At 40.0% G+C, this 24,522-nt stretch carries 26 protein-coding genes; 3 read left to right on the top strand and 23 right to left on the bottom strand.

The features are described 5' to 3' along the window. Window positions 1-138: 138 nt before the first annotated feature. Window positions 139-1,932, top strand: a complete 1,794-nt coding sequence (locus IPJ16_01810; protein MBK7625932.1) for an excinuclease ABC subunit C — start codon at window positions 139-141, stop codon at window positions 1,930-1,932. 280 nt (window positions 1,933-2,212) lie between these two features. On the opposite strand, the gene IPJ16_01805 is transcribed toward IPJ16_01810, so the two are convergent. The 8 genes from IPJ16_01805 to IPJ16_01770 form a co-directional block, all read right to left on the bottom strand. Further along, the gene (locus IPJ16_01805) at window positions 2,213-4,585 is read right to left on the bottom strand and encodes a TonB-dependent receptor (GenBank protein ID MBK7625931.1); all 2,373 of its coding nucleotides are present in this window, start codon (window positions 4,583-4,585) and stop codon (window positions 2,213-2,215) included. Window positions 4,586-4,632: 47 nt separating this feature from the next. Next, window positions 4,633-5,244: an HAD family phosphatase gene (locus IPJ16_01800; GenBank protein ID MBK7625930.1), complete on the bottom strand. Its 612-nt coding sequence runs from the start codon at window positions 5,242-5,244 to the stop codon at window positions 4,633-4,635. A 1-nt stretch (window position 5,245) separates the two neighbouring features. Next, complete coding sequence (locus tag IPJ16_01795; GenBank protein ID MBK7625929.1) at window positions 5,246-6,571, bottom strand: ATP-dependent 6-phosphofructokinase; 1,326 nt, start codon at window positions 6,569-6,571, stop codon at window positions 5,246-5,248. A gap of 103 nt (window positions 6,572-6,674) precedes the next feature. Continuing rightward, on the bottom strand, window positions 6,675-6,866 hold the full coding sequence (locus IPJ16_01790; protein MBK7625928.1) for a YwbE family protein: 192 nt from the start codon (window positions 6,864-6,866) through the stop codon (window positions 6,675-6,677). Window positions 6,867-6,951: 85 nt separating this feature from the next. After that, the gene (locus tag IPJ16_01785) at window positions 6,952-7,854 is read right to left on the bottom strand and encodes an SMP-30/gluconolactonase/LRE family protein (protein ID MBK7625927.1); all 903 of its coding nucleotides are present in this window, start codon (window positions 7,852-7,854) and stop codon (window positions 6,952-6,954) included. A gap of 21 nt (window positions 7,855-7,875) precedes the next feature. Next, window positions 7,876-8,787 (bottom strand): aldo/keto reductase, encoded by a 912-nt coding sequence (locus tag IPJ16_01780; GenBank protein MBK7625926.1) that lies wholly within the window; start codon window positions 8,785-8,787, stop codon window positions 7,876-7,878. 78 nt (window positions 8,788-8,865) lie between these two features. Beyond that, entirely contained in the window at window positions 8,866-9,285 is a 420-nt protein-coding gene (locus IPJ16_01775; protein ID MBK7625925.1) for an acyl-CoA thioesterase, read from the bottom strand. Window positions 9,286-9,295: 10 nt separating this feature from the next. After that, entirely contained in the window at window positions 9,296-9,745 is a 450-nt protein-coding gene (locus IPJ16_01770) for a CoA-binding protein (GenBank protein MBK7625924.1), read from the bottom strand. Window positions 9,746-9,960: 215 nt separating this feature from the next. Between IPJ16_01770 and IPJ16_01765 the strand changes: the two genes are divergently transcribed. Beyond that, on the top strand, window positions 9,961-11,247 hold the full coding sequence (locus IPJ16_01765; protein MBK7625923.1) for an MFS transporter: 1,287 nt from the start codon (window positions 9,961-9,963) through the stop codon (window positions 11,245-11,247). A 5-nt stretch (window positions 11,248-11,252) separates the two neighbouring features. Here the strand turns inward: IPJ16_01765 and IPJ16_01760 are convergent, their stop codons facing one another. After that, entirely contained in the window at window positions 11,253-12,227 is a 975-nt protein-coding gene (locus tag IPJ16_01760; protein ID MBK7625922.1) for a polyprenyl synthetase family protein, read from the bottom strand. A gap of 134 nt (window positions 12,228-12,361) precedes the next feature. Between IPJ16_01760 and IPJ16_01755 the strand changes: the two genes are divergently transcribed. Beyond that, window positions 12,362-12,661 carry a helix-turn-helix transcriptional regulator gene (locus IPJ16_01755; protein MBK7625921.1) on the top strand — a complete coding sequence of 100 codons (300 nt, stop codon included), beginning with the start codon at window positions 12,362-12,364 and terminating at the stop codon, window positions 12,659-12,661. 3 nt (window positions 12,662-12,664) lie between these two features. Here the strand turns inward: IPJ16_01755 and IPJ16_01750 are convergent, their stop codons facing one another. From IPJ16_01750 to nrfD, 14 genes are all read right to left on the bottom strand, one after another. Further along, window positions 12,665-13,273: a lipoprotein signal peptidase gene (locus IPJ16_01750; protein MBK7625920.1), complete on the bottom strand. Its 609-nt coding sequence runs from the start codon at window positions 13,271-13,273 to the stop codon at window positions 12,665-12,667. 54 nt (window positions 13,274-13,327) lie between these two features. Beyond that, window positions 13,328-14,626 (bottom strand): cell envelope integrity protein CreD, encoded by a 1,299-nt coding sequence (creD, locus tag IPJ16_01745; protein ID MBK7625919.1) that lies wholly within the window; start codon window positions 14,624-14,626, stop codon window positions 13,328-13,330. 56 nt (window positions 14,627-14,682) lie between these two features. Further along, window positions 14,683-14,979 carry a transcriptional regulator gene (locus IPJ16_01740; GenBank protein ID MBK7625918.1) on the bottom strand — a complete coding sequence of 99 codons (297 nt, stop codon included), beginning with the start codon at window positions 14,977-14,979 and terminating at the stop codon, window positions 14,683-14,685. Beyond that, window positions 14,976-15,611, bottom strand: coding sequence for a hypothetical protein (locus IPJ16_01735; protein MBK7625917.1), 636 nt, complete (start codon window positions 15,609-15,611; stop codon window positions 14,976-14,978). Before IPJ16_01735 ends, IPJ16_01740 begins: the two co-directional genes overlap by 4 nt. A gap of 147 nt (window positions 15,612-15,758) precedes the next feature. Further along, on the bottom strand, window positions 15,759-16,562 hold the full coding sequence (locus IPJ16_01730) for a hypothetical protein (GenBank protein ID MBK7625916.1): 804 nt from the start codon (window positions 16,560-16,562) through the stop codon (window positions 15,759-15,761). Between the two features lie 111 nt (window positions 16,563-16,673). Further along, window positions 16,674-17,537, bottom strand: coding sequence for a UbiA family prenyltransferase (locus IPJ16_01725; protein MBK7625915.1), 864 nt, complete (start codon window positions 17,535-17,537; stop codon window positions 16,674-16,676). Window position 17,538: 1 nt separating this feature from the next. Further along, window positions 17,539-18,465, bottom strand: a complete 927-nt coding sequence (gene coxB, locus IPJ16_01720) for a cytochrome c oxidase subunit II (protein ID MBK7625914.1) — start codon at window positions 18,463-18,465, stop codon at window positions 17,539-17,541. Window positions 18,466-18,473: 8 nt separating this feature from the next. Next, the gene (locus IPJ16_01715) at window positions 18,474-18,758 is read right to left on the bottom strand and encodes a cytochrome C oxidase subunit IV family protein (protein ID MBK7625913.1); all 285 of its coding nucleotides are present in this window, start codon (window positions 18,756-18,758) and stop codon (window positions 18,474-18,476) included. A 15-nt stretch (window positions 18,759-18,773) separates the two neighbouring features. After that, window positions 18,774-19,388 carry a cytochrome c oxidase subunit 3 family protein gene (locus tag IPJ16_01710; GenBank protein MBK7625912.1) on the bottom strand — a complete coding sequence of 205 codons (615 nt, stop codon included), beginning with the start codon at window positions 19,386-19,388 and terminating at the stop codon, window positions 18,774-18,776. 5 nt (window positions 19,389-19,393) lie between these two features. Then, a complete protein-coding gene (locus IPJ16_01705; GenBank protein MBK7625911.1) occupies window positions 19,394-21,025 on the bottom strand; it encodes a cbb3-type cytochrome c oxidase subunit I in 1,632 nt (543 codons plus the stop codon). A 13-nt stretch (window positions 21,026-21,038) separates the two neighbouring features. Then, on the bottom strand, window positions 21,039-21,815 hold the full coding sequence (locus IPJ16_01700) for an SCO family protein (protein ID MBK7625910.1): 777 nt from the start codon (window positions 21,813-21,815) through the stop codon (window positions 21,039-21,041). A gap of 5 nt (window positions 21,816-21,820) precedes the next feature. After that, window positions 21,821-22,204 (bottom strand): DoxX family protein, encoded by a 384-nt coding sequence (locus tag IPJ16_01695; protein MBK7625909.1) that lies wholly within the window; start codon window positions 22,202-22,204, stop codon window positions 21,821-21,823. A 36-nt stretch (window positions 22,205-22,240) separates the two neighbouring features. Further along, window positions 22,241-23,158 (bottom strand): c-type cytochrome, encoded by a 918-nt coding sequence (locus IPJ16_01690; GenBank protein ID MBK7625908.1) that lies wholly within the window; start codon window positions 23,156-23,158, stop codon window positions 22,241-22,243. 4 nt (window positions 23,159-23,162) lie between these two features. Next, entirely contained in the window at window positions 23,163-24,515 is a 1,353-nt protein-coding gene (nrfD, locus tag IPJ16_01685) for a polysulfide reductase NrfD (GenBank protein MBK7625907.1), read from the bottom strand. Window positions 24,516-24,522 lie beyond the last annotated feature (7 nt).

Here is a 24,522-nt window from a genome sequence, read left to right as displayed (position 1 = left end):
ATTCCTCCCCCCTCCGGGGGGAGTGGCCGAAGGCCGAGGGGGTTTATGAATTATGCAGAATTTCCCGGGGGAACACCCGAACCCCAGGGGGAATAATATGTTTTCACAATGATTATCTTTAATGTCTGATTCTACCTTATGCCAGCCGAAGCAAATCTTAAACCACTGCTCTCTCTGCTTCCTGATAAACCGGGGATTTATCAGTTCCTCGACACATACGGGACTATAATCTATGTCGGTAAAGCTAAGAATCTTAAGAAGCGCGTAACTTCATATTTCTCTAAGAATCAGTCTGGCAAAACAGTTGTACTGCTGCGAAAAGCTGCTGATATTAAGCACATTGTTGTGGATAATGAGTCAGATGCCCTGCTGCTGGAGAACAATCTTATCAAAAAGCATCAGCCCCGGTACAATATCCTCCTGAAGGATGACAAAACATTTCCCTGGATCTGCATAAAGAAAGAACCATATCCCCGTATTTTCAGCACAAGGAATACCATCAGAGACGGATCTGCATATTTTGGACCATATACCTCAGGGCTAATGGTGAAAACACTTATCGGACTCATCAGGCAGCTTTATAAATTACGCACGTGCACTCTGAATCTTTCAGAATCAAATATCTCTGCGGGGAAATTCAAGGTGTGTCTAGAATATCATATCGGTAATTGCAAGGCTCCGTGCATTGGTCTTCAGGCTGAAAGCGACTATCAGGAAAATATTGTGCAGATTAAAGACATCCTGAAAGGAAACATTTCAACTGTTTTGGATCATCTTAAAAACCTGATGGGAAAATATTCTGCCGAACTGAAATTTGAGGACGCCCAGCTGGTAAAGGACAAAATTGAGATCTTATCCCGCTTCAGAAGCAAATCCACAGTGGTCAGCAACACTATCAAGAATGTTGAGGTCTTTGGTTTTGCACAGGAGTCAGATAATGCCTATGTTAACTTCCTGAAAGTGGTCCAGGGAGCTGTAATTCAGGCATATACACTTGAAATTAAGATAAGGATAGATGAAGAAAAGGAGTCGATTCTTGGGATTGCTATAACTGAAATACGTCAGAGATTATCAAGCGATTCATCTGAAATTATTCTTCCATTTAAGCCTGATATACTGATAGATAAGGTTAAATATACTGTTCCGCAGGCTGGTGAAAAACTTAAGCTTCTTGAGCTTGCAGAAAGGAATGCTATCTACTATAAGCTGGAACAAAAGAAAAAAAGACTTGAACACTCCCCGCAGGCAAGAACAGGTAAAAACCTTGAGAAATTAAAAAACGACCTCCACATGCCTAACCTGCCGGTACATATAGAATGTTTCGATAATTCAAACATTATGGGAACGAATCCGGTTGCTGCCTGTGTTGTTTTTAAGAATGCCAAACCCAGTAAAAGTGATTACCGACACTTCAATATTAAAACAGTAACCGGACCGGATGATTTTTCTTCAATGGAGGAAATTGTTTTCAGACGCTACAAGCGTATGATGGAAGAGGAGCAGAGCCTGCCGCAGCTTGTTATTATTGACGGAGGAAAAGGTCAGCTCTCTTCGGCAATGAAAAGTATTGACAAACTGGGATTGCGTCAGAAAATTACTGTGATAGGAATCGCAAAAAAACTTGAAGAGATTTATTTTCCCGGCGACTCGGTTCCGATTTATCTCGACAAAAACACAATCAGCCTGAAAATTATTCAGCAGCTCAGAAATGAAGCTCACCGTTTCGGAATTAATTTCCATCGCGATAAACGTTCGGCAGATATGATCAAGTCAGATCTCGATCAGATAAAAGGAATCGGACCAAAGACAAAAGAGATTTTGCTTAAACATTTCGGGTCTGTGGAAAAAATCAAAAGCTCATCGAGGGAGGAACTTGAAAATACAATCGGCTCTGCGAAAACAGCGGTTTTACTGGAATATTTCACAAATTGACTCTGGTTTCCACGTGGAACAATCCAATACTAAATGTTTGATAAATATCAGATATAGAGCTGATTAATATCAATTATCTTATCTCTTAAGTCCGGCAGGATTGAAAATTTTGTCATGCTAAGCCTTCCGGCCATGAATTTTAAAACCATGAAGCGTCATTGCGAGACCGACGCAGGAGGACAAAGCAATCCTTCTGTCTAACCGAAATCTAACTTACCATATTTTTCTAAATTTCAGAGATTGCTTCGTCGTTCCTCCTCGCAATGACGGACTCAAAATCTTAAAACTCCACCCTAAAGTTGAAAACCGGAATTATTCCAAGACTTAAAACATCACTCGACACAATTCCTCCGTTTTCCCAGTTAAACCTTCTTCTGAAAACATTTTTATGATTTGCAGCATTCTGAATGTCGAGCATAATTATCCAGGAGTAATGATTATGATTCCTTCTGAAATTTATTCCGGCATCGAGTCTCCAGAAGTCGGGAAGCTGGCCTTCATAATATGAAGTGTTATCATAAATAATTCTTTTCGATTTTAGCGATTTCTTTTCATCCACTGGTGTAAATCTGTAACCACCTCTGAAAACATATTTTGCATTTATTCCAATAGAGTTCCGTTTGTTTTTACCTACGTAAAAATCTTTACCTGCCAGAAGGTTGGAAACATATTTCGTATTATAATAAGTACTGTACCTCCTCTTGTCTCCAGCCTGATACCATGAATCAAACAAAGAACCGGTAAAAAGGAAATAGTAATTTCTGGTAAATGCCTTTTCCACTGTTAGTTCAACACCATTATTCATTCCTGTTCCTTCGTTTTCAAGCAGTGCTTCCGGCAGCCGTTCAGAACTGTTAATTGTGGAGTACTGACTTGTTATTTTATTAACAATGGGGATGTTATACAAGTATTGAATATATCCTTCAACTCTTAATCTTATATCTTTTGTAACCGAAATATCGAATCCTGCCACCCAGTGCAGGGCTTTGGAAAAATCCATCTCACTGTTAAGAGCAGACCGTGCTCCGGTATTATCTTTGATTAGAGCATTATATACCGCAAGCGATTCGATTCTTGAATGCATGCCAAATCCTGCCATAAATGAACCCTGCGGAGTTACCTGCCACCGTAATCCGAATCGGGGCTCGATACTTACCTGTTTGTTTAAAGATGATTCAAGAATGTGTACTCCGGAGTTCAGTTCAAGGTCAGGGGCCGGACGATATTTCCACTGAACATAACCCTGTATAAGATCTCCGGAGGCAGATGGTGCTACTAGCGTATCATATTGTCCTGTGGTATTTAACTTGAAATTTTTCATTTCAGCCGACAGGAAATTAAGATTTATTCCTGCCCTCACAGTGTTCTCCGGATTAAACTTGTGATTAACAAGAATTGAACTCCGCAGCGAGGGGTATAAGTAACTATAGGTATAACTGTTTGATGTTACAAGTAAAGAATCTATATAGCCTTCTCTGTATCTGCTTGTGAATGATGAATATGCCAGTACTGTTTTAATATATGTTTTTGAGTTTTTAAAGGCATACAGATGTTTAAGTCCGGTTGTTCCCGAGCCCTGTTCCTCCATCTCCTCCCATCGGTCTGATAAAGTCTGCCATTCTGATATGTTATGAGAAGGGATCCTGCCCAGAGAGCTTGCTCCGTAAATTCCGAATATGTTAAGGGTTCCTGCTTTTTTGGCGGGAATGTTGATATTAAACCCCAGATCTTTAGTTCGGGGAGCAAAATTAGTTTCGCCAAGATCAATAAGCTCCAGATCGCTCAGAATTTTAAAATTAGTGTATCGCGCGTTAAGAAGAAAAGAAGCTCCCGACCGGGCAGAGAATGGTCCCTCCATTGAGACCTCTGCTCCAATCATTCCGGTCTGAAAAGCAAATTCATGTTTATCAGCATTGCCTTTTCTGAGGTTTAAATCCATTACTCCTGAAAAGGCGTTACCGAATTCAGCAGGAAATGCGCCGGTGAAGAAATCAAAATTGGAAATAATATTTGATGTTATCGCTGAAAAAGCGCCACCGCTGCCGCCCTGACCGTCGCTGAAGTGATTGGGATTCGGAATCTCAATACCTTCCACCCTCCAGAGCAGTCCACGGGAGGAATTACCCCTTATCACGATATCGTTACTCTGGTCACTGTTAGCAGTAACAACACCTGCAAATGCATTAACAATACGGGATGGATCATAAAAACCTCCTGCATATCTGAGTGCGTCATCGGTCCTGATAGTGTTTGTGCTGATAGTTGCCATCTGGTTGATGTTCTTTCTTCCGCTTTTATCAGATCTGATAATAACATCAGAGGTTTGAACAACCTTTTCTGTCAGGGCAATTTCAAGATCCACCTCTTTCCCGGATGCTACAAGAATATCCCTGATTATCATTTCCTCATATCCCAGGAAGGTTACTTTTATTGTGATCCTTCCGATTCCGGTTGTAATTCTGAATTTCCCGAATGAATCTGTCACAGCTCCGTTGGGAGGAGAGGAGTTGAGTTCAATAATATTTGCTCCGGGAAGAGCAATTCTGGTGTCATTGTCGATGACAATTCCTTTTATAACCTGAGTAATTGCCTGAGAATGAGAGTCAAGAGCTCCTGCGAGAAAGAAGATAAATATAACAACACCTTTTCCCATAGAAATATCTGTCTGACACCGGGGTGCGCGAAAAAAGTATATAAATACTATATAGCGGCGGAGGCAAGAGCGGTTTCTATTTCCCTTGATAAGCCCAGTGCCCCAAATGTAACAAGACCATTCATACCGGCAGCCTCAGCTGCTCTCACGTTTACTTCAAGATCATCGATAAACAGGCACTCGTTGGGAACCAGATTATATTTTTCAAGCAGAATATTATATATTTTCAGGTCCGGCTTGGATGCTTTTGCTTCAGCCGAAATAACGCCGCCATCGAAATATTTGAAGAAATAATAACCTGTTTTAACCTCTTCAAAAAGATCAATAGGAAAGTTTGAAAGAAAATATAGCCTGTAACCCTGGTTTTTTAAGCCAGGAAGAAGCCTGACGTTCTGGTCGAGGGGAAATATCAATTCTGATCTTAAATTGAAAATATGGGCTATTTCTTCCTTATTGAGGGTCGACTTTGAAGCGATTAAGTCAATTGCCTGACGGGTATTGATATCTCCGTTATCAAGCATTAACCATTCATTACTTCCGAATATATCGGACAGGATTTTAGCTTTTACACTTTCCGGGTAGTCTTTTTTATCGAAAAACTCAGCCGGTTTAAAGCTTATAAGTACATTACCAAGGTCAAAAACAAGATTCTTAATCATACTATGGATTCTTCATACTAATGGGCTGGCCGGTTGCCTCAAGCACGTTCCACCACAATTCACCTTCAACATCAATTTTTTTCCGTTTCGCCACAACCATCGGTATTGGTATCAGTGTAAACTGGTTGTTCCAGAATCCTACCACAAAATCTGTTTTTCCCGAGAGAACAGCATGTACAGCATTCTGAGCGAGAAGATTACAGAATTTGCTGTCGTTTGCATTGGCGGGAGCACTTCTGATTATATAACTTGGATCGATATATTTTATTCCATGGGGAAACTGTTTGGCGCTGAACTCCTCCTTTATTTTTTCCTTGAGATACACTCCTATGTCTTTGTGCCTGATGTTTCCGGAAGCATCTTTCTCATGGCTTCCTGTCTCAAAAAAGTCCTGCCCGGCACCTTCCGCTACTACAACCACAGCATGATGTTTCTCTTCAAGTCTGTTTCTCAGGATCTTTAAAAAGCCGCGCTGACCATAGAGATCAAATGAAATTTCAGGAATCAGAACAAAATTTACCTCCTGAACAGACAATGCTGCGCTGGCGGCAATAAAACCTGAATCCCGGCCCATTACTTTAATAAGAGCGATTCCGTTATGTGCTCCTTCTGCTTCATTATGAGCATTTCTGATTATATCATTCGCAATTGAAAATGCCGTTTCAAAGCCAAAAGATTTTTGTATAAGGTCGATATCATTATCAATAGTTTTAGGGATTCCGGCAACACCAATTTTAAGATTGCGCTTCGTAATCTCCTCCTGTATTGCATGAGCTCCTCGTAATGTTCCATCGCCCCCGATACAGAACAGGACATTGATGTTCATAATTTCGAGGGTGTCTACCATCTGTCCCACATCCTGGTTACCCCTTGATGAGCCAAGAAAAGTTCCTCCTGTCAGATGTATATCGCTTACCATCTGCGGAGTGAGTTCCACAACCGGATGATTAAATTTTGAAACAAGGCCTTCATAACCATATTTGAATCCTATAATCCGGTTTATCCCATACCGGTAATGAAGCTCGTTTACAAGGCTCCGGATAACGTTATTTAGTCCGGGGCACAAGCCTCCGCAAGTGACTATTCCAACCTTCGTTTTAGCCGGTTCGAAGAAAAGATTCTCTTTTGGACCAGCTTTTTCAAAAGATACCGGATTCTCGCCGGTCTCTTTGCATTTATGAAAATAAGAGACTGAGACATCGTATAGAATCCTTTCGGAATCGTCAACAAATTTATAAACGGGGCTATCTTCTCTTTGTTTGTTTTTAAGAGGCGATACTACGTTTCCCTTTCCTAATGAACGGACCAGAAAATCCTCGTATATCATTTCGTAAGAATTAGTAAAATATAAAAATGACATATGAAAAACCATAAGTTTTTCACAGGCCCAAATTTATATAAAATTTTGATTGATTGTCAAATAACCGGAATCAGATTATCTGTTTAATCCTTCCAACCTGACCGTTTTCGAGCATAACTTTTATTCCGTGGGGATGATTTGGAGACGAAGTAAGGATCTCTTTTACTTTACCACCGGTGAGACGTCCGGTACGTTTATCTTCTGCTAATTCAACCATAACAGCAATTCCCGGCCTGATATCAGCTCTTCTAGTTCCTTCCATAGCTATTATTAAAAAGTGAAGTGCAATAATATGAAATTTTCCTGTTTGAATGTTTTAAACTGATATTTGTTATCAACATTCATTGTTAGCCGTTTGTCCCCTTAACTTTTACCCTGATTCTGTAAAGTCCTTTGCTGGCTGTTATGAACAGACTTTTCATATCCGGTCCGCCGAAACAAACGTTAGCAGTCCAGCTTTCAGGAACAGCAATGTTTCCGATCTGTTTCCCGGTTTTGTCAAATACGGTTACTCCTTTTCCTGTCAGATAAATATTCCCTTTACTGTCAATTGTCATTCCGTCTGAACCAAGTTCGCAGAAGAGGGTTTTGTTGCTCAGGCTGCCATCTTTGTTAATTGCATATGACCATGTCTTATTTGCCCCAATATCTGCAACAAACAACTTTTTCCCGTCGGGTGTGCCGACAATTCCATTTGGCTGTACAAGATCATCTGCGAGCTTAATTATAGTCTTGTGATCAGGTGAAAGCATATAAACACACTGCTTTTCCTGGGGCTTATCGCTGTGATCCCACCATGCTCTTTTGTAAAAAGGATCAGTAAAATAGATGGCTCCGCTTTTATGGATCCATAAATCGTTTGGCCCATTCAGTACTTTATCCTCATACTTTGAAGGAATTACCAGAATCTTCTTATCGGGTGCAATTTTCCATAACTCATTTTTCTCATCAGCGCACGACCAGAGAAATCCTTCCTTGTCGAACGATAGTCCGTTTGATCTTCCGCTTGGCTGCATAAATGTTGACAGCTCATCGGTGAGGCTCCACATCATAATACGGTCGTTTGGCTGATCGGTGAAATAGACGTTTCCTTTCGCATCTGCAGAAGGACCTTCGGTAAACCTGAAATCTCCGGCCAGCTTTTCAAGCTTTGCACCTGATTCAATAATATCTTTTAATCCGTCTTCCTGATAAAAAGCAAAACCAATCCAAACTAACAGGATAGCAAAAATGAAACGAAAAAATCTCATAGTTATTTATAATTAAAGAAGTTAGGCTTTTCTTACTTTTTCAATTCTTCCGATATAATTATCTATCTGTTCCGGCAATTCAAATCCAACAATGATCATGTCAACAGTACCCAGATCGAGTACATATTTAAGTGAAGCATCTATTTTGTCAGAATCATTTCTGAATTTTCCGTTTCCGATCAGTTTCATTCCAATTACACCTTTTCCTGCTTTGTGGAGTTTCTCAATTACAGGGGTTACCTCTGCAGGATCTTTTCTGTCCATAGATTCTCCATAGGGATTTATCCTGACATGAATTACATCAACCCAATCACTTTCTGCTGCTGCCTGCAGCGCTTCCAGCGAATGAACTGATACCCCGTGTGCCCTAATTATCTTTTTTGCTTTCAGGGTTTCAAGAACATCCATTTGCCTTTTCTGCTTATCGGTCCACAGAGCATCTGTCATACAGTGTATCTGTACTATATCCAGATAATCGGTATTCAGTTCTTTACGGAACCTGTCAATTAGGACATCAGCATCAGGCCTTTCAGGTTCAGGTATTCCTCCCTGGCTGACCCATATTTTTGAGCTGAGCACATAGCTTTCCCGGGGAATTCCCTTAAGGGCAGCTGCAGTAAAAGGATGCGTACCATAACTATCTGCACAGTCGAAAAATCTGATTCCCTTATTAAATGCTTGTTTTATAAGCGGTTCTGCAACACCGGCGCGAGTGATATTTGAAGAGCGGTTATAGCCGCTGAAGCCTGTACCCATCCCCAGAAGGGTCGTCTTGATTCCTGTTTTCCCGAGGGTAATCTGCATAAAAGGATCTGCCGGGGGAGGAGAAACAGATCGCGGAAGAGTAAATGCTGCACTCCCAAGGAGAACTGCTCCGGTTCCGGCCGACACTGTTGTTACAAACTGGCGGCGGGTTATTTTGTTCTTCTTCATATGTAAAAAATTTAAATATTTCACGGTCATTGCGAGCCCGACGAAGGAGGGCGCGGCAATCTTTTTGTCTTTTGTCTATTATCTTTTATCCTGACCCAACCCAAGTTGGTCCACAATCTTCCCCGGCGCTACCGGCCTTCCATTCCTGGTTGCCACACCGGTTACCCTGGCTTTTACAATTAATTTTTTGTCATGGAGCCTGCAGATTTCCTGAACGAATACAAGCCGGGCATTTCCTTCTCTTTCAATACTGATATTAACAATAAATCTATCCCTGCTTCTCAGCGGATATTTATAGTCAATCTCCACCTTTGTAACAATCAGATCAATACCCTCATTATGCAGATCAACAAAACTTATACCCTTCGATATCAGAAACTCATGCCTGGCATGTTCAAGGTAATGCTGGTAGTTTGCATTATTAACAACCCCCTGAAGATCACATTCATAATCTCTGACCATAAACTCTAAACCATATATCTCCTTTTCTTCTGACATCTGCTTGAACTTATTTCGGAAAACTACCGAAAAACTTTTTAATGTTCCCGTGAAACTTGTGAATACTATGAGGTTTATAGTGCATCAGTATGCACTGGCCGGTAATATAACTGATATCAGACCCTTTTAGTTCATCAAGAGCCTCTTTTGAATCGGATGACTGCTGTATCCAGATCTGCTTAATCCCCTTTTCTTTTGCCTCTCTCACTACTGCGGCTGTTTTATCTTTCTTTGTCATAATTAGAATGCTCTTCACTTCTGCAGGTAATTTGCCGACATTCGGGAAGGATTTCTCACCGAGAATCTGATCTGCTTCAGGATTAACAGGAATAATCTTCATCCCTTTTTCTTTGAGTTCCTTGAAAGCAGCATATCCGAATTTTTTTGGATTACGTGATACACCAACCATAGCAATAGGCTGGGAATCAATAAAATCATTAATTTGTTTAAGTGTTGTCATAATTTCTGCTTATTGTGTTTTTTGAAGAATGAAAAATAGTAATTAATTCAATTCAAAATTATGCAAGTATTAATATAACTCCAGGCACTCCGGACTTTAGGCATTTTAGGCACTTCTCTCTCCACTAAGTATAAAGACTTAAAAACACAATAAAGATAACAACTGATATTAATTTTTATTTACTTGGTGATGAGGATTTACTAACCATGATCTAAATGAAAAAGCCTGAAGACCGCACCGGCTATCTCTTTACAAAGGGATACTCAAATTATGTTTTTGTACTTCTCTTCCTGTTGTATATGTTCGATTATATCGACAGGATGGTAGTAACTTCAATGTTTACATCGATTGAACAGGACTGGGGTATTACTCATACCCAGAGTGGATTACTTGTTTCAGCGGTATATTGGGCAATTGTGCTTCTCACGTTTCCAATTTCAATTCTTGTTGACAGATGGAGCAGAACAAAGACTATCGGGGTTATGGCAATAATGTGGAGTCTTGCCACCGCTCTTTGTGCCCTGACAGGAAACTTCACACAGCTTTTTTTAGCCAGACTTCTTATTGGTGTAGGTGAAGCTGGTTACGCACCGGGAGGCAGCGCAATGATTTCAGGACTTTATCCTATTGATAAAAGAGCCAAAATGATGGGCATCTGGAATGCTTCAATACCTCTGGGGTCGGCAATAGGTGTTCTTCTGGGAGGAATAATTGCAGCAAAACTCGGATGGAAACACGCATTCGGAATCGTGGCTATTCCCGGAATGATTGTTGCTGTTCTCTTTCTTTTCGTAAAGGATTATAAAACAGTCGATCTCTCATTCATCGATATCAATAAAAACAAAATTAAAATGGAGAAGAAAGACCTGGTCAAGGAATTTCTCTCCAAGCCCTCTGTCTTGTTTACTTACTTCGGCATGGCAGCTGTTGTTTTTGTTACAACCTCTCTTCTGACATGGCTGCCTACCTATTTTCAGAATACAAGAGGAGTCCCTCAGGATAAGGCAGGACAGATGGCTAGTTCGATAATGGTTCTTGCCATTGTGGGTGCTCCGCTTGGCGGATTTCTTACAGACAAATGGCGTAAGACCAGAGTAGATGCAAGACTAATGTTTCCGGTTGTTACTACAGTTCTTTCTGCCATTTCACTCTTTGTGGCTCTGGCTCTCGTTAAGGGGACAATGCAATATGCCGTTTTTCTGGTTTTTGGAGTGCTGGTGCTGGCCTTTATTTCCGGAGCAGCTGCAGTCACTCAGGATGTAATTCATCCCGGTCTAAGAGCGACCTCTTATGCAATAGCTGTTGTTGTTCAGAATCTTTTAGGGGCATCAACCGCCCCAATAGTTATGGGCAAAATTTATGATCTTACTAACATACAAACAGCCTTATCTGTTCTTCCCCTTGTACTGTTACTGGGAGCATTCCTCTTCTGGCTGGGATCAAGATCATATGTTAAAGATCTTGGGAAGGTTGCTAAGATTGAGCTTGAGGCAGCCGAATAAGACTGTTATTTTTTTCTGGATGAAGTGTAATTAACAAACTCTCTGAGAGACTCTTTAACTTCAGAATCGGGATATGAGTCAAGTACAGCAAGTGCCTTATCGCGGTACTGATTCATCTTGTTTTCTGCATATTCCAGTCCGCCGTTATCAGTTACGAAGTTTATAACCTCAGTAATCTCTGATTTGGTTTTCTTTTTGTCTTTGACAATTGCAAGGATATGTTTCTTTTTTGAGGAAGGCACCTGTTCCAAAGCATATATTAATGGCAGAGTGATCTTTCTTTCCTTGATATCGTTCCCGACAGTTTTTCCTGTTAATCCGGTACCTTCATAATCAAGAATGTCATCTCTGATCTGGAATGCAACACCTATATTCTCTCCGAACTCCTTCATTACGAGAATAGTATCAGAATCATCAGTAACTGACTTTGCTCCACAGGCAGTACATGCTGAGATCAGGGCAGCCGTTTTACACTTTATTATCCTGAAATAGTCTTCCTCTTTTATGTTTTGTTTTCTGGCTTTCTGTAGTTGAAGCAGCTCTCCCTCGCTCATCGATTTAACTGCATCAGAAACAATTTCAAGCATATCAAACCGGTTCTTTTCAACACTGATAAGCATTCCCTTTGACAAAAGGTAATCGCCGACCAGGACGGCTATTTTTGAGTTCCAGAGTGCATTAATTGATAGAGCCCCTCTTCTTTCGTGTGCATCATCAACCACATCATCATGTACAAGAGATGCTGTATGAAGCAGCTCAATGAATGTTGCTGCCTCATATGTTGGTTCTCCGATATTCCCGTTTAGTTTTGCTGTCAGGAAAACAAGCAAAGGCCTCATCTGCTTTCCTTTACGTCTTAAAATATAATTAAGTATGATATTAAGGAAGGGGATCTCACTGCGCATGGTTTTAGTGAAGTAGGCTTCAAACTGAGCCATCTCTTTTTCAACCGGTTTTTTTATTCTTGTGAGAAGAGGCATACAGAATTTATTTCGGCCAAAGATACTAAAATCAGCAGTTCGAATTTAACTAATGATTGATTTACTTTATATTATATGTCAACTTTCATCATATCAACATATTTATATATATTTGCACGACAAATGTTTATGTAATGGAGTTTAAAGAACTTAATCCGGAAAGTCTTGAAAAGGCCGCAAACATGCTCAGGGCGATTGCACATCCTGTAAGAATTTCAATTGTTGGCTGTCTTGAAGACGGGAATAAGAAAACCGTTACTGAAATTCACAAGCAGCTTGGTATTGAGCAATCAACAGCTTCTCATCATCTGGGGATACTTAAGGACAAAGGTGTACTTTCTTCAAAAAGAGAAGGAAAAAATACCTGGTATTTCCTAAAGCATGAAAACCTGAAAACAGTGTTGAATTGTGTTAGTGTCTGCTGTCAGGAATAAGAATCAGGAAAGATCCTTAAACATTCTCTTCTGAAAGAGAATTATTGATATTACACCACAGGTTATAGCTGAATCTGCGATATTGAATACAGGTCTGAAGAAGATAAAAGAGTTGCCTGCATTAATTGGAGACCAGTCGGGCCAGTAAGTGTTAATCACAGGGAAGTAGAACATATCAACCACCCTTCCGTGAAGAAATGAAGAATATCCACCTTCAGCCGGAAAGAGAGTGGCTACCTGATTATAGCTTTCATTGAATATCATCCCGTAAAAAGCGCTGTCAATTATGTTTCCGATTGCCCCTGCCATAATTGCACTTACGGCCAGGACAAGACCAAGGTTTGTTTTCTTTACGATCAGAGAATTAAGAAACCAGCCAATACCGAATATCGCAATTACCCTGAATATACTCAATATCAGCTTGCCTGGTTTCCCTCCCATTTCCATACCGAATGCCATTCCGTTGTTTTCAATGAAATGAAGCATTCCTCTGTTGCCGAAGAGATGAATCTCCTGACCGATCTCCATATGTGTCTTAACCCATATCTTCAGAATCTGATCGATGATCAGTATCAGGATAATAAACAGAACCGACTTTTTCCCTAATGACATCTTTTGCGCATTAAATATTGTGGCGCAAAATAGTAAAAATATGGATTATAGTTATTATTCTTTTCTGAAAAGCCTGAGCCTCACTGATAAAATCATTGTTACCGACAATAATATAAATAATCCGATATTCCCTGCCAGATAAGCATAATCATTAAGCGTGAGCAGGATAAATATAAATGCATAAAGAAAAACGAGAAGCCCGAATATCAGTATAACTGTTTTGGGTTTCTTCAGCAGGGCATTAAGAAATACTGAAATTAAGGTAATCGTAGATAATGCAGAAATAATATATGCCATATTAAACCCTATATGCTCACTCAGAGAATTAAGAAGAGAAAAGAATAGTACCAGCGCTAGTGCAACCAGGACATAGTGAAACACATGCAGGTTTTCACTTGTCGCCAATTCAGCAAAGATGAGAGCAAGGAATGTAAAAGCTATAAACAAAATGCCATACTTGGCACTTCGCAGAGACTTCTGATAATGATCAACCATAAGGACAAAATCAACACCGAAAGAGTCGTTTTCAGGATTGAATGATTTGCCGGTCCAGGATTGAGGGAAGTTGCGGTTAAGATTGGTTATTAACCATTTAGCATCAAATCCGGTTTCATTTATCGTTCTTTCTGCAGGAAGGAATTTTCCGTTAAATCCAGGCGAATTCCATGGCGATGCAATAGAAATCTCTGTTGTTTTTCCAAGAGGAGTGAATCCGAGACTTTCTGACCCGGAGATTGTTAGTTTTACTGAAAACGGGACCGATTGAACTTCTTTTGAAACATCAGCAGGGAATGTGATTCCTGACAAAAATAATTCGGAATCGTTTAATCCCGGTATGGCTTCTGTTTCTGAAATACCATCCTTAAGAATAACAGTGCCGGTTATCCCGCGATTGTCGCTGATGCCGATAGAATAATAGGCTTCATTCCAGAGTATTTCCTGATTCTCACCGGTATTTATTTCCGGAATTCTGAACAAGCCGGAAATATCCATATCTCCTGTATAAACAACTGCCTGGTATATGCTTCTGTGCCTTTTTTCAGTCTGAACATTTCCGGTAATTTTCAATTTTTCCGGCATAAGGTGGAAAATTGTTTTATACGGCTCTGTTTCTTTCTTAAGCGGGGTAACTTTCACAGGAATGTTTAGTACCGGACCTGAAATAATCTGTTTCCCGGCCCATTGGGTCGTTATCTCCTTCTTTACATCCTCAGAGGTTTTCTGCCTCTCCCTGATAATTTCTTTTATCATTTCCAGTGGTGCCAATAGAAATAATCCCAGAAATGCAAGCAGCATCATTTTGATTGTCAGGGATTGCTGCCACTTTTTGTTGTCGCTGATTTCGATCTTCATATTTTTCGGATTTAAAATTGTTTCACTTTGCACTGCAAAGTAATTATATAAAAAAATTATTGTGATTTAATGATTTCTTCAAGCGCCTTTAAATGAGCTCTGAAAAGGCTACTTCCCTTTTCTGTAATGGAGTAGCTTGTGTTTGGTTTCTTTCCTATAAATTGTTTGTTTACACGGAGAAGGTCATTTTCTTCCAGGGCCCTCAGATGACTTGCCAGATTGCCGTCTGTAACGCCAAGTGTCTCTTTCAGGCTGTTAAAGTCGTATGAATCATTTACAATCAGAATTGCCATGATTCCAAGCCTGACCCTGTTTTCAAAAAGTTTACTGATGCCGGAAATAATACTTTTCATCTTTCGTATTTTCTATACATGAAAAGTCCGTACCCAATATGAAGCAATCCGAATCCGAATGTCCAGAAAAGCAGCGGAGAGCCCTGAAAGATGCCAGCAAGTAATCCGGTAATAATTTCGGTTATACCCAAATAAAAGATCTCATCATATGTGAATTTACCGGCATTAACGAGTGCTAGTCCATAAAAGATCAGCATTGCAGGAACTATTAAAAGCCACTGATTCGCAGATAAAAGCAATAGGATAAAGAACCCTCCGGCAATTAGTGGTAAGAAAAGGTTAACGAGCATTCTTCTGGAAACGGGAGTCCAGACATTCAATTCTTTCTTTTTTGATTTTTTATATGAAAAGTAAAACGATCCGGCAAGTGCAAGAATGAGAACTGTTAATGCATCAGCTATAAGCAGTGTTTGCATTTTTCCTGATTCCTGAAGAGACAGGTCTATAAGTAAACCATCAATAATAGATGTCTTTGTGTTAAGAATGATAAAATGAGCTGCAACCCCTCCGGCAAGGGCTATGAGGCCGGCAAAGATACCCGACAGACCGCTTAATGAAAGAAAACGGGAAGACTCTTCCATCATCTTTTTGATGACTTTCAGATCGTCAGAATAGTTTGATTTATTATCCATTTTGATTAATTAAAAGTACTTTGAAGTGCAAAGTAAAGAATAATATTATTTAAATCAAAATGTTTTTAAATCATTCTCAGCAAAATGTAAAATGGGGTAAAAACAAAAATCCCGGCTCAGACCGGGATTTTATTTTATTTTTTATACTTAAGGACAAGTTACGTTCACTTTGTTTGCATCCCAGCAGTGCCAGTTTGTGTCTCCCAGGAAATAATCAACTGACTTAACCCTGCCATTTTTCAAAGTTGTATTCCATTCGACATCAACGTCAGAAAATTTAACTCCGTTGTAATAGTGAACTTTATAGTAAGCATTAAGAGTGTTGGATGTGAGGCCATATTCTATATAGCTTGTTTTAAGTGCATCTCCGTTCTTAACATATGTATAGGTAATTTTTCCGACAGTTGAGGCAGTTTTTGTCCAGTCGATCTGAAGAATAGGAGAAGGTACTGTAGAACTCTGATTAAGAATCCATTGTCCGCCTGTACCATCAAGTTTTGATGTTCCTTCAAACCACAGGAATTCCGCAAAGGCACCAGTTCCCTCTTTTGAAACATACATCTTCCATGCCACATCGCTGGTACGAATCTCCCCGGTTAGCCTTGCTTTATATGTTGAACCGGACACAGTTACATTATAACTCCATTGCCAGTTATTTTTAGAGAGATATGCAGGTGTTTGGTTTACTGCCAGCTGGAATGAAGTTACAGGAACAATGAGTGTAGTATTGACGACAATTCTCCAAACCGCAGCAACAGTGGCAGAGAACTCCCAGGCGCTGTTTTCGGTCCCTTTTACATCTCCTTTCTTCTGAAGCTGGAAATTGCTGAAATCAATTGTCATCGATTCTGCAGGAGGTAAAACGGGAGGATCTCCCTTATCCTTTTTACAACCGGCAAACAGGGCAGTTATCAGAATAAGGATTAAACCAAGAGATAGTAGCTTTTTCATATAATTGAAAGTTAGTATTAGTCTTATAACGATATTCGGAGATATAAATTATCCCGTTATTACAAAGATAGGAAGTCAAAAATGAATTTTCGCAATAATCGTTTTCTTTTCTTAATTCTTAAGGACAGATAAAGCTATAATCATAAACATAACAATGATACTGAATGAGTTGATCATTATAAAAGCACCCTTAATTTCCTGAGGACCTTTTTTGAAGAACAGCATTCTGTAAAAGGTTAAAATGAAAGCAGTATTAAGAATTAAAAATAAAATTATCAGGCTTCTGCTGATTGCATCTGAAAATATTCCGAAAGAGAAAAGAAGAAAGGTTGTTAGGATGACCCAGAAAAACGTAAGTTGTTTGATCTGTAATTCGTTAAGATAAGTTGATATTGAAGCAAATCCTGCTTTTTCATATTCCTTGCCATATTTTACCAGAATGAGCCAGAAATGAGGAAGCTGCCAGAGAAACATAAAAACAGAATAGACAATAATGTTAATATTACTGATGTTCCCTCCTGCAGAAGAGAAGCCAATTAGTGGAGGTACTGCTCCAACAATGGCTCCCGGGATTATTGAAAGAATACTCTTCTTTTTAAGATAAGTATACAGCAGATTATAGAGTAAAACATTTATTACTCCGAGGACAAAAGGGATTATTCCATTGATCAGAAGCAGAAGACAGCCGGCAATTAATAGGCCGGAACTGATCATTAGTGCGTTTTTTTCTGTTATCTTTTTTGACGGAATAGGTCTGTTTTTTGTCCTCTCCATTAATAAATCATATGCTCTTTCGGTATATTGGTTCAGTACCGCAGCCCCTGAGGCAAGAAAGAATACCCCGGAAGCAAGAAAAAACAGATGATGGTCAAATGAATTACTGTAAAGATAATAACCTGCTACAGATGAAAGAACTACAGCAAGTGAAAGCTTGTATTTAATAAGATCAAGAAAAGGTGCAAGATGTTTCTGCATGTCAATTTTCCTTATTTAAGGTTTTCAGATAATCAGTAATGATTTTAATATCCTCTTCCTTTAATATCTCCTTATATGATTTCATAAGGCCTTTTGAAAATCCTGTAACAATTTCAGAGTCAGGATCATAAATGGAAGTTTTTATATACTCTTCATTAGCTGTTACGGTTACCTGATCATTTCCTTTGGTTACAATCCTCTCACTTCCGTATAAACCTTTGAATGAAGGACCCACAAGCTTTGCCCCATCTAGGGAGTGGCACGCAATACACCCGGTGTTCCGGAGCAGCAGATAACCGTCGGGCTCTGCTACAACGGCTGTTGCCTTAAATTCAGTAAACCAATTGTCGTAATCTGCCTGTTCAAGGATCTTCGCTTTGGCCAGCATTGATGAGTGTAACAGGCCGCAATATTCAGTACAGAGGATTTCATATTCACCAACGAAAGTGGGAATAAACCAGAGGTAATTATCATAGCCAGGAATTACATCTTCCTTAACCCTGAATGCTGGAATAAAAAGGCTGTGATTCACATCTTCCGATTTAAGTGCAATCCTTACTGCCTTATTAACCGGAAGTACAAGATCTTTTGATTTCATTCCGTTACCATAATCAAATTCCCACTCCCACATTCTTCCAATGGCAGAAATGTTCATTGCGTCGGCCGGAACATTCCGCATAGGAGCAAAGCCTTTCCACCCATAGTAAAACATTACCATAACAAGAACTAGAGGTATGACAGTCCAGATTAACTCCAGCTTTAAACTTCCTGTAAACTGCATAGGTTCCTTCCCTTTCTTTCTTGAAAAGTGAATTACCGTAAATATCATGAAAGCAGTTATTCCAATTATGAAAATAAACGCGATCGTGAAGATCAATATGAAGGTATTGTCTACTCCCTCTGCCAGATTTGATGCTCCTGTAAACATAATTCGTCTTACCTTAAATAGTAGTCAATAAAAGTTATAATAATAACAAGTGCATATAAAACAAATACACCGAGAATCATCAGTTTAATAAAGAGACTTTCATGTTTGACATGCATGAAATTGTAGATTACAATACTAACTTTTACACTTGCTATTAGAAGAGCCAGTGCAACAGTAAATGCACCTATATGCCACCCGGTGGCGAGTACAGAAATTGATGTAAGAACAAGCAACGCAATCAATACAATCGCATTGGAGTTATAGCTTGAAATATGTGTTTCGTTGTGTTTCATAATTCGGGCTCATTATTATGTTATAAGATATAACAGAGGGAAGAGGAATATCCAGATCAGGTCGACAAGATGCCAGTATAGCCCGCTGTTTTCAAGATGCAGATAATGATCCTGGTTTACGTAACCCGATTTAATTTTGAAGAAATTGATTGTGAGCAGTATCATGCCGATGAGAACATGCACTGCGTGTAACCCGGTCATCATATAGTACAGTCCGAAGAATAGTAATTCTCCTCTTGGCAGGTTTTTAAGAACCTCTGAACCCGGAAAAAGCTGAAACTCAAACTTATGCGACCATTCAAAATATTTATTTATCATGAAGAGGGCGGCGAGTATAAGTGTCACAATTAACAGGAACATTGCCAGTTTCTTCTGGTTCTTCTGAACCGCTGTTATTGACATGGCAACGGTCATACTGCTGACAAGAAGGAAAACGGTATTGAGCGTCCCGATAAATGTATTTAGTTCGAGAGCTGCTGTGTGAAAGTCTTCAGAGTATTTTGCCCTGAAAACCGCATAAACAAGGAAAAGACCTCCGAACAGGAAGAGTTCGGTAAAAAGAAATATCCACATTCCCAGTTTTCCGGTATCGCTGTCAATGCGGGTGCTATGAGTTTCGTGAACAGTCATATATTTTAACTTGGTTTGTTTTCTGTGCTTTTCCCGAATACATATGGATCGGTGGTTATAACAGGTATCTCATCAAAATTCTCATGTGACGGAGGTGATGGTATCTGCCATTCAAGTGTAACTCCTTTCCACGGATTGGCAGGGGCTATTGCCCCCCTTTTTATATGATATACAAGGTTATACACCATCATAACCAGCCCGGTGAAAAGAACAAATGCTCCGATTGTTGAAAGCACATGACCAGTCTGGAACTGTGGCAGGTAATCAAAATACCTTCTTGGCATTCCCTGTATTCCTATTACAAACAGTGGGAAATAAAGCAGGTTGAAGCCAAAGAATACAACAGCCCATGCTATGTTTGCCCACCTGTTGCTGTACATTCGTCCGAACATCTTGGGATACCAGTAGTGGATTCCCGCAAAAAATGCAAACCCCATACCTCCGAATATGATGTAATGAAAATGAGCTACTACGAAAGCTGTATCATGAACCTGGACGTTTGCAGCTACAGCACCAAGTGTGAGCCCGGTAAAACCGCCGATCATAAAAAGGAAGATAAATGAAATGGCGTATAAAAGAGGCGGTTTAAGGTCAATTGAGCCCCCATACATTGTAGATACCCAGTTGAACACTTTTATTGCACTGGGGACGGCTACAATGAACGTAAGGAACGAGAAAAACCATCTTGAACCATAGCTGATGCCTGCAGTAAACATATGATGTCCCCAGACAAAGTATCCGACAAATGCAATTGCAAGACTCGAAATCAGAATAGCTGTATATCCGAAAACAGGTTTCTGACTAAAGGTTGGGAATATCTCGGTAACAATACCCATTCCCGGAAGAATCATAATATATACAGCCGGATGAGAATAGATCCAGAAAAGATGCTGAAACAAAACAGGATCGCCACCCAGAGCCGGATCAAAAAACCCGATTTTCAGAACCCTTTCGGCAATCACCATAAGTAGTGTTATTCCCACAATTGGTGTAGCAAGTACCTGAATCCATGCAGTAGCGTAAAGAGACCAGGGGAATAGCGGCATCCTGAACCATCCCATTCCCGGTGCGCGCATCCTGTGAATAGTAACAATAAAGTTCAATCCTGTCAGAATAGAAGAAAAGCCCAGGATAAACGCAGCAACCAGGGCATATATCACATTTGTTGAAGACTCAGCGCTGTAAGGCACATAAAAAGTCCAGCCTGTATCTGGTGCGCCTCCTCCGATAAACTGTGAAAGAACTCCAAAAATGGCTCCAATGAAAAACAGGTAAAAAGAAAATAGGTTTAGTTTGGGGAATGCAACATCTTTAGCCCCAATGAGGATCGGGAGGAAAAAGTTCCCGAATATTGCCGGCAGTGCTGGTATCACAATTACAAAAATCATTATGATTCCATGAATTGTGAACACTCCGTTGTAAGTCTGGGCATCCATAATTGTTTGTCCGGGAGCAATCAGCTCTATCCTCATCAAAACCCCGAGGATAGCTGCCACAAAGAAGAAAACAGTTATAGAGTAGAGATACAGCAACCCTATCTTTTTGTGATCTGTGGTAAGCAGCCATGAAAGTAATCCCTTGTATTTACCCTGATGATCGAGGTAACTAACGTGTGTTCCGGTTTCAGAATTGCTCATAATTGTCTGATTATCATTTTTTTCGTCTGTTAAAAAGAAGAATTACAAAAACGATTAGCGCTATAAATATTGTAATGCTTCCAATAATTCTTGTTATCTGTAAAGTGTAGGTTTTACTTCCGGGATTATACGCAAAACAATATTCAAGTACTTTATTGATAGTTGGCCTGGCCAGACCTTTCTGTGCCTCAACTATAGCCATCTTAACATCGAAAGGGAGAAACGAAAGACCATAAAGGTACCTGGTAATTTTCCCCTGGGGACTTAGAACCATAATCGCAGATGCATGGGCAAAATCAAGTCCCTGAGCTTTGTATTTGAAACCAAGAGCGTCTGTTATTGTGTTTATATTCTCCTGTATGCCTGTTAGATAGATCCAGTATTGCTGATTCTCCTTGCTTATTTTCTGCACAAAATTTACCTTTTTTTCCCTGGCTTTTTCTGGTGTGTCTTTTGTGTTGAAACTTATTGTAATTATCTGGTAATCTTTACCCAGGGTCATATCCAGCTTGCTGACCATATCAGAAACGCCATCCATCAGCGGGCTGCATAAGTTAGGGCAGTCGAAGTACACAAAGAGCATTATTGTTGGTTTGTCAATCAGCTGCCTCAGCGTTACGGTATCACTGTTTTCGTTCAAAAACCAGAGATCCATTGGAATAGTTTCTCCAAGATGTTCAACGATTCCGATTTCAACTGGTTTCCCGAGCAGGTCGCTTTTTACCATCTCCTGAGCGTTCAGGGTTCCTAAAAGGAGGATTGTAATAATCAGAGAAAATACTTTTTTCATATTTTTTATTTTGTCACAGGTTTTTCATCTTCTGCATATATACCGGCAATCATCAGCGATCCGCCCATAAGACTGATATCTTTTAGAAGCGCGATTAAGGTAGCTGTCTTGTCTGAATCAGTTATCAGGTGGGGAATATGAATAGTGATTATAAAGATAAACAGAAGGATTGCTAGTGTAATTGTTGATATTTTCACGAACTTTTTGGAGATTATGCTGATGCTTGTTGCAATAAGCATTATCCCGGTAAGAATAATTGTATATGCACCCAGAGGGATGAATGATGTGAGCATTCCCACATAGTAGTCCATCATAAGGAAATGGTTAATTCCGAAAATCGCAAAGGGTACTGCAAATAGGATTCTTCCAAGGGTTGTGATGTTTTTCATTTTTTATTTGTCTATGTTGTCCGGTGTTCAGTTAATCTATTCTTTCTTATCTGAAGAGACGATTTCGCCAACCAGATAAATATCCCTGAGTTTCATTAAGACCAGTAAAATGAAGCCCCATGCTATGAGTACTCCAAGGCCATAGGCGAGAATTATCCAGACGGGAGCTTTCCTTACATTGTTCCACATAGCCCTCTGCGCTACCAGGCTCACAGGTGTAACTTTTTGTCCGGCATTCAGCAGGGTATCTTTACCGGCACTGCCAAATACATCTTCATCTGTGAATCGGGCGCTTACAAGTACCATTCCTGCAGTATCTCCCTTAAGGTCCGCAGGAACCCTGAAGGTTGCAAGCCCTTCTTTGTCTGTTGTTTGTGGTTCGTCTACCGGGAGCATCCCGAATGTCCTTTTTACAAGCAGCTTAACTTCCGCATCAGCAACCGGTACACTTGATTTTTCAGAAGTTGCAGAAGCTTTAAGAATAATTGTGCTATCGGCAGGGTTGAATGAGACAAGTAATCCAATTACCGCACCAGGGTAGGCTGATGATGTTATGACCGGCATTACCTGTTGTTTATAGGCAGTATTGAAACTTCTAAGAAAAGAAACTACATTCCAGATTTCATTTGATGTCAGGACGCTTCTGAAAGACGGCATCTGACCACGCCCGACTGATACTTTATAGAAAATTTCCCCGTCGTTGTTTTTTTGAATCTTCTCCGTTGCCGGATCTCCTGGAGGGGGAACCAGCGGGAGATAATTTGCTTTTCCCGGGGTGCCATGACAGGACATGCAGTTTATGGAGTACAGTTTCTCTCCGGCTTTCCTTGTTTCATCATTGAATGGAAAGGTACTGAGTTTACCTTTCTTATCTGCCGGAACAATCCATTCCTGTGCGGAAAGCGTTGGAATAAGAAGCTGTATTAATAATAAACCGAAAAAATATCGCCTCATAAGTTTAATTATTATCTGTTTTGTCTATGTCAGATCCGGATTCATCTTCAGCAAGCTCCCAGATAGGAAGTATCGGAAACAATTTTGATAAAACCGTAACTATTATCAGAACAAGAATTATCGAAGCAAAAGTTACTGCTGTTTCAATTAGTGTTGGCTTATAGATAACCCACTCAACAGGAACATGCTGAACAGGAAGAAACGGATGACCCTGAGGGGGGACAACGATAATATATCTTTTAAGCCAGGCAGCAGCCAGAACAGCAATAGAAATAATAAGCATCGGGAACGGTTTTCGGAATCTTCTGAACAAAAGAAGAATCACAGGGATAACAAGTCCTAAAAGTTGTACTCCCCAGAACAGAGGTGCGTATTCACCGGCAAATAGTTCTTTGAGATGAATTGCATCAAGTGATTTCAGCTTATATCCGGGTACCATAAACTCATTCAGGTTGAAATAGAGATATACTATTGAGACCAGTACGAGTACCCGGCCTATTTTTTCAAAATGATCCTCAGTAAGATATTTCTGAAGCTTATAACTTACCCTGAAAAAATACATTGCAATAATTACTGCAGCCGTTCCTGAAACAAATGCTCCTGAAATAAAGTATGGGCCGAATATTGAGCTGTCCCAGCCCGGACGGGGAGTAACTGCAAAGAGCCACGAAGTGACGGTATGTATTGCAAAGGCAAGCGGAACAATGAGAATCAGAAGAACGCGCATTGCCTGCCTGAGAATTTCATATTGCTTCGGGTGGTGTATCCATTTTAAAGAGAGCAGTTCATATACTTTGATTAAAATACCGGGCCTCCCGTTAAGCCTTGTTTTTGCAATAGCCAGATCGGGAATAACAGGAAGAAACCAAAGAAGAAGGCTGACGAAAAAGTATGTCGTTACAACAGTTACGTCCCAGAGTATAGGCGACTGAACTCTCCCGAAAAGGAACACATACGGAAGCCTGTCGGGACGTCCCATGTCGGAAATGATAACTAATCCTGCGACAGCTGCGAACGCAACAGCAATAATTTCAGCTATACGGGCAATTGGTTTGACCCATTGTGCTCCCGAAAGACCAAGAACAGAACTGATAAGCATTCCAACCAGACTTGTTGCGACGAAAAAGACAAAGTTGGCTATATACATACCCCAGCTGGTAACATCGCGGAGCCCGGTTACTCCAAGTCCTTTCCTTAGCTGAATATAATATGCGAAAAGACAAGCAGCAAGTGCTAAAATAAGAAATCCCATCCAAAGAATAAATCCTTTGTTGAACCTTACATTTCTTAAGATATCAGAAGAGACTGTTTCAAGTCTTTCGCTGTAACCTTCAGATTTTATTTGAGATCCTGACATTTTGTAG

The sequence above is a fragment of the Bacteroidales bacterium genome (genome assembly GCA_016709865.1).
Taxonomy (GTDB): Bacteria; Bacteroidota; Bacteroidia; order Bacteroidales; family VadinHA17; genus LD21.
This window is presented reverse-complemented; position numbering and strand designations above follow the sequence as displayed.